The sequence below is a fragment of the endosymbiont of Lamellibrachia barhami genome, assembly GCF_011947365.2.
Taxonomy (GTDB): Bacteria; Pseudomonadota; Gammaproteobacteria; order Chromatiales; family Chromatiaceae; genus QGON01.
In genome coordinates, this window is sequence record NZ_JAAVSH020000001.1 from 28038 (window position 1) to 41374 (window position 13337).

At 53.1% G+C, this 13337-nt stretch carries 11 protein-coding genes; 6 read left to right on the forward strand and 5 right to left on the reverse strand.

Translation table 11 applies throughout. From position 1 onward, the window contains the following. The first annotated feature begins 506 nt into the window (after window positions 1-506). The 3 genes from G9Q73_RS00100 to G9Q73_RS00110 all read left to right on the forward strand — a co-directional run bounded on the left by G9Q73_RS00100 (window position 507) and on the right by G9Q73_RS00110 (window position 4282). On the forward strand, window positions 507-1001 hold the full coding sequence (locus G9Q73_RS00100; RefSeq protein ID WP_177417933.1) for a hypothetical protein: 495 nt from the start codon (window positions 507-509) through the stop codon (window positions 999-1001). 176 nt (window positions 1002-1177) lie between these two features. After that, window positions 1178-3616, forward strand: coding sequence for a pentapeptide repeat-containing protein (locus tag G9Q73_RS00105; protein ID WP_177417934.1), 2439 nt, complete (start codon window positions 1178-1180; stop codon window positions 3614-3616). A 258-nt stretch (window positions 3617-3874) separates the two neighbouring features. Then, window positions 3875-4282, forward strand: coding sequence for a PilZ domain-containing protein (locus tag G9Q73_RS00110; RefSeq protein WP_177417935.1), 408 nt, complete (start codon window positions 3875-3877; stop codon window positions 4280-4282). A 55-nt stretch (window positions 4283-4337) separates the two neighbouring features. Here G9Q73_RS00110 and G9Q73_RS00115 read toward each other — a convergent pair whose 3' ends face one another. The 3 genes from G9Q73_RS00115 to G9Q73_RS00125 all read right to left on the reverse strand — a co-directional run bounded on the left by G9Q73_RS00115 (window position 4338) and on the right by G9Q73_RS00125 (window position 8851). Next, complete coding sequence (locus G9Q73_RS00115; protein WP_177417936.1) at window positions 4338-4514, reverse strand: hypothetical protein; 177 nt, start codon at window positions 4512-4514, stop codon at window positions 4338-4340. A gap of 146 nt (window positions 4515-4660) precedes the next feature. After that, window positions 4661-5830: a ribonucleotide-diphosphate reductase subunit beta gene (locus G9Q73_RS00120; RefSeq protein ID WP_304956536.1), complete on the reverse strand. Its 1170-nt coding sequence runs from the start codon at window positions 5828-5830 to the stop codon at window positions 4661-4663. A 138-nt stretch (window positions 5831-5968) separates the two neighbouring features. After that, the gene (locus G9Q73_RS00125) at window positions 5969-8851 is read right to left on the reverse strand and encodes a ribonucleoside-diphosphate reductase subunit alpha (RefSeq protein WP_177417937.1); all 2883 of its coding nucleotides are present in this window, start codon (window positions 8849-8851) and stop codon (window positions 5969-5971) included. A gap of 619 nt (window positions 8852-9470) precedes the next feature. Here G9Q73_RS00125 and G9Q73_RS00130 point away from each other — a divergent pair. Both G9Q73_RS00130 and G9Q73_RS00135 read left to right on the forward strand, forming a co-directional pair. Then, window positions 9471-10091: an ANTAR domain-containing response regulator gene (locus G9Q73_RS00130; RefSeq protein WP_177417938.1), complete on the forward strand. Its 621-nt coding sequence runs from the start codon at window positions 9471-9473 to the stop codon at window positions 10089-10091. Window positions 10092-10337: 246 nt separating this feature from the next. Beyond that, on the forward strand, window positions 10338-10796 hold the full coding sequence (locus tag G9Q73_RS00135) for a CBS domain-containing protein (protein WP_177417939.1): 459 nt from the start codon (window positions 10338-10340) through the stop codon (window positions 10794-10796). A gap of 117 nt (window positions 10797-10913) precedes the next feature. On the opposite strand, the gene G9Q73_RS00140 is transcribed toward G9Q73_RS00135, so the two are convergent. Further along, window positions 10914-11432, reverse strand: coding sequence for a DUF302 domain-containing protein (locus G9Q73_RS00140; RefSeq protein ID WP_177417940.1), 519 nt, complete (start codon window positions 11430-11432; stop codon window positions 10914-10916). 51 nt (window positions 11433-11483) lie between these two features. Further along, on the reverse strand, window positions 11484-12095 hold the full coding sequence (locus G9Q73_RS00145; protein WP_177417941.1) for a c-type cytochrome: 612 nt from the start codon (window positions 12093-12095) through the stop codon (window positions 11484-11486). A 404-nt stretch (window positions 12096-12499) separates the two neighbouring features. Here G9Q73_RS00145 and G9Q73_RS00150 point away from each other — a divergent pair, with 404 nt between their 5' ends. Next, a complete protein-coding gene (locus tag G9Q73_RS00150) occupies window positions 12500-13285 on the forward strand; it encodes a c-type cytochrome (RefSeq protein WP_177417942.1) in 786 nt (261 codons plus the stop codon). The last annotated feature ends 52 nt before the right edge of the window (window positions 13286-13337 follow it).

Genomic DNA, 13337 nt, shown 5'->3' on the forward strand with positions numbered 1-13337 from the left:
ACTGCTTACCCGTCGTGCGCGTAGCGCGCCAGAGGGGAAGCAAAGTAGGCATCCGAACACGGCGTCAAGTCATCTCGGGAGCTGACTACGGAGCGGCAACGAGCTTGCGAGGTTGTCGCGTAGTGTCAGTGACCGGGACGACCGGGGCACTAATAGGTTGTCGAAGGCCGAGTCGATTTTGGGGACTGGGATGTCCCAAAATCTTTCACGAGGTCGAAGACTCGCTTCAATCACTGAAGAATTTTGAGCGACGTTGTTCCGAGCGCCCCTGGGTTGAGATTTTGCCATCTGAAGATGATGCCTTGAGGGGTGAAGCCAGAGAACTTTTTTCATATATAAACGAACGCTGTCTCGATTATCACATTCCTGATGCCTGGGCGCAGTTACCCTGGACAGATGAGATAGGGGATGAATTGCGTGTTTTACGCAAGACACTCTCATTCTATAACGGACACAGGCATTACGAAATAGTAGACCGACGGGGAGGCTATCCCCGGCGAACTGAGATGCTTTTTGCAATCGCGGATTCGGAAGTTCCTGAGGGTGTTGACCGCCTTGTGCCACTCAATGGTATGTCGGCCACGCTTCATAAGCTAAATGCTGCTTACAAACTCAATCTGAACAGCACAACTGCTACGGAGTATCTCGATTTCTTTTGCGACATGGTGCATGGTGATGAAGGCCTGTTTCATATTGTGGAATCGATAGACGATGCCAAGTGGCGCTGTCACTCAAAAGATCAGCGCGATGTGCTGTCGGATACGATAAGACCGATTCGGATCTGGCCGGCCAGTGACCCTGGCAAGGACTTTATGGTTGCAGATGCCTTTCTAACCTATTCAGATACCTTTTTTCATGCATGTTTTCATGTCTATCCAGATGGGAGTGTCGTTATGGATGATGATACGTCGGTGATGGGCCGCATGGGTATGGTGCCGGAACTCTTTACTACCAAGACGCATTTTCTCCTGCGTCTCCCTCGAAATTTTGTGTTGCCATAACCAGAATACTATTTGAGAAGATAATGACTGAATCCATGCCTGTTTCGAACGAGATTATCGACGCGGATATGTTTGTCGCAGCGCTAAAGCGGGGCGATATGGCTGAGATTGAACATAAGCGTGTACGCGGCGCCGTCCAGTTTCGTGGAGAAAGCGTAACTTTTCCAATGCGGGCGTTGTATACCTGTTTTGAGGGTGAAGTCGACTTTACCGGTACGAAGTTTGAAGGGGGCGCAGACTTCTCCGGTTGTACATTCTCAAAAACAGTTGCCTTTCGAAATGTCAGGGTTGTTGGGGATTTTATTCTCGATGATGTGGATGTTTTGGATATGCCCTCTTTGTGGGGAGCACGTCTTTTGGATGCAGTTTCGCTTAATCTGAATGGGCTGCAGGTTGAAGGGAATTTTGTTTTGGATCGCACTACGGTCCACGGTATAGTTCTGGCAAAGGGCCTTCAGGTAGAGCGGAATGCGAGCATTCGTGGATGTGAAATCAACTCGCCGAATCCCAAGAATATAAATGCTGTTACTCTCGATAATGCAAGGATTGGTGGGGATTTTAATTTTGGCTGCTGGGCGCAACATGGAGCACTTTATCGTAAGAACGGAGCTTATCGAGAGTCCCTGGTCAGAGGAAGTGTCAGCGCAACCAATATTCGGGTTAAAGGAACGGTCAATATAGCCGGGTTGCAAGTTCTTGGTAGCTTATCCTGCTGGGGTTCGGTTTTCGAGAGTAGCGTATTTATAAAACCTTTCATGAAACAGGCGGATGATGGTATCAGTGTGGCCGCACATACTGTGGTCTGTGGAACGCTAAATTTTGCAGCGGCAAAAATATCCGGGCATTTAGAGATAGAGAGTACGCGTGTCGATGGTCAGCTAAATCTGCTTTCGTTGGAATCAGGGACTATTGTCCTAGGAATATTCGAATACCCCACCCCTGCTGATACCGGCCCCTGTATTCTCGGCGGTTTGGTGCTGATAAATGCGCGAATACATGGCGATGTGAGAATGCCGTTGCTCGTTGTGACCGGCGTGGACCATACTAAAGGTGCTCCAGGGCTCTTCATCAATGGCTCCGACATTGAAGGTGATATTCTGTTCTGGCGCAGCACCTTGCAGTATAACAATAGTGCTGGCGGCATAAATCATTCGATTGATTTTCTTACCGAAGGTGCATTTGTTGGAGGGCATCTTGAAATATGCCAATCGAACATCCGTGGTGAATGTGATTTTGTCAATGTTACAGTGGCCGGAGTGATCAGGTTAAACGATAGCCACATTGCCGGTGATATCGCCTTTCGTTCGCGGACAACACTGCTTGCCTCGTATAAAACGCCAAAAGTCGTGCGGGATCGCCTGCCAGACAGTGATACGAAACTACGTCGTGCGACTGCTGCAAATCTTGACCTGACCATGGTTCGTTGTGATAACGACATCGATCTAACGGGCCTGGATCTTATCTCGGAACGACCGGATGCTGAGTATGCAAACGAACTTCTTGATGGAGTCAAGGTCGGCTGTGTGGTGGCGAGAGGGCTACAGGCACAAGGTGAAGTTGAACTCTTTGCCATCAATGATGAGTTTAATGTTACGGACAGTGTAAACATCCCAGGCGCGGCCGACTTCAGGTATCTGAAAGCGTTTCGGTTTGTGATTTCATACAATAGTTTTGATGCTGAAACATTCAAAGAGTGTGATATCGACAGAATTGGCCTGCGTTTGACATCGGCCGAACTTGGCGAATTGAGAATCGAGGCACGGAGTAAAGAACATAAGCGGTGGCGTCTTTTCGGTGGAAGAACAGAACGTTTTCCCCGTCCACTGCATCTGCAGGATCTGTCGGTGCGTGCCTGGGATATCCGCAACTATGAGCAGACAGACAAGTTTCAGACGCTGCTCTCCTGTGATCCCATGTTCAGGCGCGACACCTATGTGAGGTCGGAACAGTCCGTTCGGAATGCGGGGCATGAGAGTGAAGCCAATGCAATATATCGTGCTGCCCAGTGGCGCGCGCGCCGTCAGGTGTGGCGGGATGCCTGGCGCAGTAAATGGTGGTTTTTTCGTCTTCCCCTGGAGTCTCTGAGAGGGATTTTTCTGCACCTGCCCTTTGCCCTATTGCTCGGTTACGGCACTACGCCGCTACGACTTCTTCTGATCATCGGTGTGGTTTGGGGGATGATGATGCCCTTCTATGGTACGCGTGAAAACTTCGAGCCCAGCCTCGCTTATCGTGAGGTGCGTGCTGCAGAGGGACTTGCTCCCCTCAAAATACCACCGGCGGTTATATGGCAGGACGCAACGCCGTTCTTTATATCGCTGCGTTATCATATTCCTATCATTGGGCTTGTGGCCCGGAATGAATGGGATCTGGCAGAGGAGTCAGGCCTGCACCTGTTCTGCAAAACGTCACCTCATTTGAGAGGCTCCAGTGATCTGCAGGAGGTAGACGAAAAGTCAAAACGTGATGCTCCTCTACAGTCTGAAACAGGCAAACCGGATTGCTGGTTAAACAGTTCACTAAAACCAAAAGATGTAGGAATTATCATCTCACTGCTCAATTGGGCGTTATGGCCCCTGGTGCTGACATTCAGTATTCGGAAGATGCTTCGGTGATTTAACCGCTCTCTTGAGGGATAAGTGGAGGAGTGGCGTGAGGTAGTGCCCTGATTTGGGGCATCTGGTGGCGGCTGTTTCAGACGGATATTCCCATGAGCCAGTGATGAGTGCCTGCTTAAAATGCTGACCTTGAAAATCGTCCCAAGCTTTGCTTTCCTTAAGGTAGATACCCATTGAGCAATATGTTTTTTCCAGCGGGGGGAAGAGAGGAACCGGCTGGAGAATAGGCCTTCGTACGAGCAAGCAAGATTCAGCATGCGCCACTTCATTCGGCATCCATCCGACATACCCATCGATTTCGATTTGGGTGAGATTGTCGCTGACAACCATGATTGTCTGAAAAACATCAGTGACGGAGGGCTCTGCTTTATCGCAAATCATTGGATTGCCCCCGGCACTGTCATCCATGTGGCCATCTCCATAACGCCGCCGGAGTTCCATGCCTCAGGGATAACGGTTTGGTGCAAGGCGCTGGAAGACTGTTATGAGGTTGGCGTGAGATTTGAAGATTCGGGTGATGAGTTTGCCCTGCGCATGGTAGAGCAGGTCTGCCACATCGAACAGTACAAACAGGATGTGTTGAAAAAAGAGGGGCGGCGGCTTACCGGTGAAGAGGCGGCAATAGAGTGGATTGAACGCTATGCGGCGGGGTTCCCCCACTGAACCGGTCGCTTGGTTCGCCTGATCCCTTCAGGAGATTGGCCTGCTTGCCGTGGGGTCAGCGTAGAGTGGTGCGCTCGACGCCGCCCGGAAAGTGGTGGGTGTGGGCCGGACGCGGAGGAGATGCCTCCACATGCAGTTGCCTTGTCTGCAGGTGCGTGCGCTTACACACAGGACACTCATAACGTGACTGTTCGGTGGTGGCATCCTGCAGGGATTCTGTTTGTACCATCATGGACGAGCAGTGCGAACACAACATGACAATTTCCCCTTTACCGTCATTGGTAGCTAGATTGGGCTTGTTTGTGGTGAAAAGCAAGATATTTGCACTTCACCGGATTCAAAAAGGCATCCCTGCCGGTATGACTCCTTGACTACTAATCAGTCCCAGTTCAGCGCGCCACCGGCCTGATACTCGGTGACACGGGTTTCGAAGAAGTTCTTCTCCTTGCGCAGGTTGGCCTGCTCGTCGAGCCAGGGCAGGGCATTCTCGGCACCGGGGAAGGGTTCTTCCATCCCGAGCTGCCGCGCCCGGCGGTTGGCGATAAAGCGGAACTGCTCGATGTGATCCTCTTTCGAATAACCGAGGATCGGATCCTTGAGGATATAACCCGCATATCCTGTCTCAGCTTCCAGCGCCTCGTCCCACATCTCCCGAACCGCTTTGGGATCGAGCTGTATGCCCTCTTCATACATGATCTGTTTCACCACGCGGATGCCGAATGAGGCGTGCATCACTTCGTCGCGCATGATGTACTGCAGCTGTTCCGCAGTGCCCTTCATCAGACCCCGGCGCTGCAGGGCGAAGATCGGGCTGAAGCCGTTGTAGAACCAGCAACCTTCGAAGATGCCCGCAAAGAAGATATAGGCCATGACGAAGTTCTGCAGCTCATCGGGATCCCGCAGATCGATGTCGGCACGCAGGATCGAGGAGAGACGGCGGTTGGTGATCTGGATCTTGCGGTTGATCTCCGGCACCACGCGATAGCGGTTGTAGATCTCCCCCTGGTCGAGACCGATGGTCTCGATGCAGTGCTGGTAGGTCCAGGTGTGCAGGGCCTCTTCGTAGACCTGCCGGGCCTGGTAGATCTGCAGCTCGGGGGCGGACATCTTCTCCATCACCGCCAGGCCGATGTTGCGCATCGCCAGGATGTCGGAGGTGGTCAGGTAGGAGAGTACGTTCTCGTAGAGATGCCGTTCCTCCAGCGTCAGGCTGTGGTGGTAGTCGTGCACATCCTGCGCCATGTTGATGTCCAGCGGCGTCCAGTGGTTCTTGTTGCCGTTGAGGAAATAGTCCCAGGCCCAGGGGTATTTGAACGGCGCCAACTGGTTGATATCGGTCAAACCGTTGATGACGCGTTTGTCATCCGGGTTGACCGGCTTTATATCCAGATTCATCGATGCCTCGGCCGGCATCTCCGTTGTTGCGGTTGCGACAATGGCTTCCTGTGTCTGCAGCTCGTCATCAACGGCTGCCTCGGCCAGTGGCGCCGGATTGGCTGTCGCTACCGGCGCTGCCAATGGATCGTCCCAGTTCAGCATTGTTTTCATCCCCTTGATGAATGAGTCCCACGCCGGAGTAACGGCATTAACTCTGTATTTTGTGTAGGAGCGGCGCCGCTCCTACATATTCAAAAAGGTTGTCGCGTCAGCGACACAAGGCCTTTAACCTTTCGCCTTTAACCTTCTTTACTGACACGCCTCGCATTCCGGATCGAGGATAGAGCAGGCCTTGGGTGCTTCGCTGTTACTGCCAAGCAGATTGACCTGGCCGCCGTCACCGATGGACACCACGCTGGTCTTCTCCGCAGCAGTGGCGCCGATGGAGCGCAGGTAGTAGGTGGTCTTGAGTCCACGCACCCAGGCCAGTTTGTAGAGGTTGTCCAGCTTCTTGCCGGAGGGTTCCGCCATATAGAGGTTGAGGGACTGGCCCTGGTCGATCCATTTTTGGCGGCGGGAACCCGCCTCTATGAGCCAGCGCGCATCCATCTCGAAGGCGGTGGCGTAGAGCGCCTTCAGCTCCGCCGGGATGCGGTCGATGGGTTGCAGACTGCCGTCGTAGTATTTGAGATCGTTGACCATCACTTCGTCCCACAGATCCAGCTTTTTCAGGTCATGTACCAGGTAGGCATTGACCACGGTGAACTCGCCGGAGAGATTCGATTTGACGAACAGGTTCTGATAGGTGGGTTCGATGGACTGACTCACACCACAGATGTTGGAGATGGTGGCGGTGGGTGCGATGGCCATGCAGTTGGAGTTGCGCATGCCCTGGGTGGTCACCTTCTGGCGCAGGTGATCCCAATCGAGGGTCTGGCTTTCGTCGACCTGCAGGTAGTCGCCGCGGCTCTCCTTGAGTTTTTTCATCGAGTCGATGGGCAGGATGCCCTGGCTCCACAGAGAACCTTCGTAGGTGGAGTAACGGCCGCGCTCGGCCGCCATGTCTGAAGAGGCCTGGATGGCGTAGTAGCTCACCGCCTCCATGGAGCGGTCGGCGAAGTCGAGGGCCTGCTCCGAAGAGTAGGGGATGCGCTGTTTGTAGAGCGCATCCTGAAAACCCATGATGCCCAGCCCAACCGGGCGGTGGCGCAGGTTGGAGTTCCGTGCCTGAGGCACGCTGTAGTAGTTGTAGTCGATAACGTTGTCGAGCATGCGCATGGCGGTGGTGACGGTCTTCTCCAGCTTCGCCAGATCGAGGCCGTTCGCATCGACATGGGCAGGCAGATTGACCGAACCCAGGTTGCAGACCGCGATCTCTGCATCGTTGGTGTGCAGGGTGATCTCGGTGCAGAGGTTGGAACTGTGTACCACGCCCATGTGCTGGTTGGTGTAGCGGATGTTGCAGGGATCCTTGAAGGTCACCCAGGGGTGGCCGGTCTCGAACAGCATGCCGAGCATCTTGCGCCACAGATCCACCGCCTTCACGGTCTTGAAGATCTTGATCCCGCCCTTGGCCGCCTTCTCTTCGTAGGCGTTGTAGGCCGCTTCGAAGTCGTTGCCGATGAGGTCGTGCAGATCTGGTGTCTCGTTGGGGGTGAACAGGGTCCAGTCGCCCTCTTCGGCCACGCGTTTCATGAACAGGTCCGGGATCCAGTTGGCGGTGTTCATGTCGTGGGTGCGGCGGCGCTCGTCACCGGTATTCTTGCGTAGCTCCAGGAACTCCTCGATGTCGATGTGCCAGGTCTCCAGGTAGGCGCAGACTGCACCTTTGCGCTTACCGCCCTGGTTGACCGCCACGGCAGTGTCGTTGGCCACCTTGAGGAAGGGAACCACCCCCTGAGACTTGCCGTTGGTGCTCTTGATATGGGCGCCCAGACCGCGCACACGGGTCCAGTCGTTACCCAGGCCGCCGGCGAACTTGGAGAGCAGGGCGTTGTCCTTGATGGAGCTGTAGATGCCGTCCAGGTTGTCGGGCACGGTGGTCAGGTAGCAGCTGGAGAGCTGTGGCCGCAGGCTGCCGGAGTTGAACAGGGTCGGCGTGGAGCTCATGAAGCTGAAAGACGAGAGCAGTTCATAAAACTCGATGGCCCGGTCTTCACGGTCGATCTCGTTGATTGCCAATCCCATGGAGACGCGCATAAAGAAGGCCTGAGGCAGTTCGAAGCGCACGCCGTCCTCACTATGGACGAAGTAACGGTCGTAGAGCGTCTGCAGGCCCAGGTAGGCGAACTGCAGGTCGCGTTCCGGCTTGATGGCGGCGCCGAGTCGTTCCAGGTCGTACTGACCGAGGCGGGTGTCGAGCAGTTCCAGCTCCCCTGCGCGATGGATATAGGACTTGAAGTAGTCGCTGTAGCGTGCCCCCATCTCGGCTTGGGTGCCGACGTTGTTCTCCTGACCGAGGAAACCGAGTGCCTCGCGGCGCAGGATATCCAACAGCAGGCGGGCAGCGACCTGGGAGTAGTTGGGCTCCTGGTCGATCAGGGTGCGTGCGCTCATTACCAGCGCCTGGGAGACATCGGCCTCTTTTACGCCGTCAAACAGATTGCGACAGGTATCGTCCAGGATCGCTTCGGCCTCCACCTCTTGCAGACCGTTACAGGCCTCCTCAACCAGAGAGCGAAGCCTGCTGATATCCAGCGGACGGATGCTGCCGTCAGCCATGGTGATCTTGACCAGGTGTTCCGGGGGCAGACCCCCTTCAGCCGCCTTCTGTGCCGCCTCTTCCGCGCGCTTCTGATTCTGCTGCTCGCGGTAGAGCACGTAGGAACGGGCGATCTTGTGCTCGCCGGAGCGCATCAGGGCCAGTTCCACTTGATCCTGGATATCCTCGATATGTACCGTTCCACCAGCTGGCGTGCGGCGGGTCAGGGCAACCGTAACCTGATGGGTAAGTTCCTTGACAGTGTCGTGGATTCGGCCTGAAGCAGCCGCGCTGCCACCCTCGACCGCGAGAAAGGCCTTGGTTACCGCGACAGAGATCTTGCTGGCATCAAAATGGGTGACCTTGCCGTTGCGACGGATGACCTGGAACGCACTGCTGTTGCCAGAAGCGGTTTCCGGAGCGAGTGATTGCTGGACGGTCGGCGGTAGGGTGTTGGATGCAACGTCATCCTGGCTGGCTTCGGTGACCATGTCTCCTCCTGGCTGTGTCGGGCAGACACACTTGTTCGGGTTCAGTTTTAAAACGGGGGGCAATCCCGGTTTTTCGTAGGTACTGGAAAGAAATGTTTAATAACTATTGTTCTGTTCCTACAGCGTCCATTCTTTATTGACTGTGCAACGCACAGGCCGTTTTTGTGTCCGTTGTGATCGATATGAAATGATCTGTTAAACACAATATATATGTAAAATATCAAGTGTCAACCACAATATATTGTGGATTGGAGTGGGTATAAGCTTGTGTAAGTTGTGCGCAGGTTGTGGATAACTTTTAATCCAGAACAAGCATTATTTTGAAAATCATCCGCTTAGTGCTGTGTGTGAGATTTATCCCCAGACGAGGACTAAAGGTGAGGAAATAGGGACAAAAAATATTTAGTGTCCGGCAGGAAACAGATAACCCGCCACGAAATGCATGCTGCGACTCCTGGACAGGCAAATCGCGGCGGGGCGTTTATTACATGTGGGTGGTTGGCAGGTCAGAGGGGGTGTGAAATGGATCATGATTTGATCCGTGAATCGGGAAATAACATCCTGAACAAGGTATAGATTTGCCCTGTGTTGCCGAAAACAGATAACGATGCAGCAATGAATGCTGAGCAATATTCCAAATAAAGATGGAGATGGGGAATTGGAAAAGCGGTCGATTCTATATGTTAGTGCAAATCCTTTATCGGGTTTGGAGCTTCGGGATTATCTGGGCCAGGCAGGGTGTCGTCTCCTCGACGTTGTCCGTCCCAATAGCGACATTCTTGCCTGGGTGCTGCGTGAGCAGCCTGATCTACTCCTGATCGATGTGGACACCCCCTCTTCATCGCTGCTTGAATCGCTGGAGGTTGTGGTCTCGGTGTCGGCTCTGCCGGTGGTAATGTTGAGTCGCAACAGGGATGGCCATCTGATTCATCGCGCGATCAATGCCGGTGTGACCTGTTATGAAGTCGGCACAATCGGGCAAGTAGAGCTGGGTGTGATTGTCGATGCGGCCATTGCGGGTTTTGAGCGGTTGCGGAATCTGACGCAGGCTATGGAGAGTGCACGTGTCAAGTTGGCGGAGAGTTATCGTATCGACCGTGCCCGCAGTCATCTGATGATGAGGTTGGGTATCGCCGAGGAAGAGGCAAGGGCCAAACTGCTGTCACTCGCCAGAGAGCGTCGACGGCGTTTGGTTGATGTGGCGGACAGTGTGCTCACCGTCCCCCTGGCGATGGTGTGAAGATCATGTTTCCGAAGTTCGCACCAGGTACCGACTGAATAATCAGCCAATCATGAATTATTAATAGTGGTTGGCTTTGCCTGTTGGATTGCGTATCTTTATCGTTTGCGTCGTGAGTGGCGCTAAGGTATGCATATCTGGAATCCAGCGGTAGTGCCCTTGTTTGGTTATTTTGTCCGTTCCGGCAAAGGCGTGAATTTCAGAGTGTTAAAGAATAATTATTAGCGTCTGACGAGGAGTTTCCCGATGCTGGTTAGCGACATTATGTCAAGATCACCGAAGACGGTGACACCTGATACCAAACTGTTGGAAGTGGTCTCACTGATGTGCCTGTTTCGCTACAGCGGCCTTCCGGTTGAGGATGAAGATGGAAAACTGATGGGTATCATTGCGGAGAAGGATGTTCTGCACCGTATGTTTCCAAAGCTGGAGGATTTTGCGGATGTAATGGCTACACCGGATTACGACGGTATGATGAGCCAGTACAAGGATGTGGTGAACCTGAAGGTATCTGATCTGATGACCCCCAGGGTTGTTACCATCGATCCGGATATGCACATATTACGTGCCGCCACCGTAATGGTACGGCATAAGTTTCGACGCATCCCGGTTGCAGTAGACGGCAAACTCGTCGGTATGTTGAGTCTGGGCGACATACACAAGGCCATCTTTCAGGCCAATCTGTCGGAAACTATCTGTAAATAACAGCGGGTGGGATTATTGTTTTTGGCCCAGTGGGCCATAAAAAAACGGCGCATTTGCGCCGTTTTTATTGTCCAAATGAGAGGCCCGAGTCAAATTTGACTCCGACCCCGGCAAGAATCAGAATTCGCCTGTAGCGCCGGCAACCATCACATCAAGCATGGCCTGATTGACGCGGATGGCGATTTCGGTCAGTTCTGCGGGCAGCATCTGGCTGTTGATCAGCATATCCAGGTTCAGCATCATCAACCATAGTTTGCCGTTCTTGTCCTCAACCATGGCAATACGGCAGGGCATGTAGGCCGCATAGATGGGGTCATGCATAATCATCTTGCGGGCGTCTTCCGGGTTGCAGAACTGGAAGATGTCGAGGTAGGGCGTCTTCAGACCACGTGCCTGCAACTCCTTCGAAACTTGCTGGCGGGCAACGAACTTCAGATTGATCTCAGCAGCACGGGACATCAATGCCTGTATCGCATCTTCACGCGTGATGCCATCTTGAAGGCTCATCTGTACAACGGTTTGTTTGATGTCTGTAATGTTGATCTGTGGCATCGTTGACTTATCGGCTGCCAAAGCGGTAGTGGGGATCGTGATCGCCAGTGCCAGCAAAAACCAAAGGTTTTTCAGTGCATTCATTAAGGTACTCCGGTAAATGGTTATATTTGCTTGGTAACGCTGTCGATAACGTTATCTTTTGTTGTTGGGCGCCAGCGAAGAGACGTAAGCCAGAATGCTTTCAATCTGCTGATTGGAAAAATTATCGAACGTATCATCATCAGGCTCGTCGTCGTGAACCCGTTTGCGCCACTGGAACATCTTGATCTGACGGAAGAGATATTGGGAATATTGCAGGGCCAGGGCAGGTATGCCTTTGCGGGATTTCCCCATGCCGTTTTTACGGTGGCAGCTTTTGCACTCCTCCCCGTAGATTGCTTCTCCCTGCGCAATATTGCCCGGCCATTGTGGAATCGCACCCAACCCGGGGGCAACCTTGTTCAGGTTGATACTTTCGTAGTAGGCGGCAATATCGTCGATATCATCCTCGCTTAGTGAATGCAGGGATGCGGTAATAACCATGCGCAGGTTTGGACGGTCGCCGTTGATGTAGGCTTCCACCTGTTGAACCATATAGCCGGCAGGTGTTCCTGCCAAACGCGGGGAAGCGGGACCGGGTGTACCCTGTCCCAGCTGGCCGTGGCAGAGCGCACAGCTGCGGCTGAGTTTTTTACCGTTTTCCATGTCTACTGCCTGTGCAGCGAACGGTAGTGTTAAGAGAAGTGTCAGCAATAGCCGTTTCATGAACGAGCCTCCAGGGTTTGTGTATGAGTCGTTAAGTTTTCGAGAAAAAGCGCTTGATCCCGCAGATTCGATCCCAGTTCTTTCGTTGTTATGGGATGCTCCTTCAGCTCATCAGGGATGAGGTTAGCTGTTAATTGCGTTGTTATTGCTTTTGTATTTGCCGCATCTGCCCCTATTAATCAGCACGACAATAAGCGGATATTCAGCAGGTATTGGCTTGTGCGGCATTCTGGCAGATGTCGGATGATAGTTCAATTTTCCCTTTATTATCAATGGTTAAGATAATTATCAAATGCTAATCAAGAGGCGTATTGACGCTAGAGAAACCATCGATGAAAGATTGCCTGATATGTAATAAAAGGCTATTCTCAAGCCCGTTCATCACACAAACGCGTGAGAAGTCGATGAGTAGATATTTGCTAAAGACAGGGGCTGTTTTTCTTGGTTTGATAGCAGCGGGAATTGTTGCGGCAGGGACGTCGGAAAAGGCGATGGAGGAGTACGAGGCGGCACTCCTTAAAGAGCCAAATCTTGAAAATGGAAAGAAGGTGTATGAGATTTGTGCGGTCTGCCATACGCCGGAGGGGTGGGGGCATGAAAGCGGCACTTATCCGCAGGTTGCAGGTCAACTGAAAACGGTAATCATCAAGCAGCTTGCCGACATCCGCGCCCGCAACCGCGACAATCCAACGATGCGGCCATTTACTTCGCCCCGCCTGCTGGGCGGTGTACAGGAGATCGCTGATGTTGCCGCCTATATTGCGCTGTTGCCTATGACTCCCAACAACGGCACGGGTTCGGGGCATGATCTTAAACATGGCAGGAAACTCTATGAAGAGAACTGCACAGAGTGTCATGGTGACAATGGTCAGGGTGATAAGGCTGAGCACATACCGGCGATCTACGGCCAGCACTACCGCTATCTGATGCGTCAGTTCGAGTGGATAAAAAAAGGTCGTCGCAGAAACGCCGATCCCAAGATGGTCAAACAGATCCGCCGCTTTACCATGCGGGATGTCATGGCGGTGATGGACTACTCCTCTCGTCTGAAGCCGCCGACGGATAAGGTTGCCGAGGCGGGTTGGCAGAATCCGGATTTCCCGAAATACTCCAGATCATCCAAGATTTATGGTGGTTATGCGATCGAGCAACGGTCTCATGATATGAGAAGGCCGATCAGGCCCAAGTAGTCTCGATGCGCGATGAAGCTTGTAGCAATAAAAGGCGGGTTTACCCGCCTTT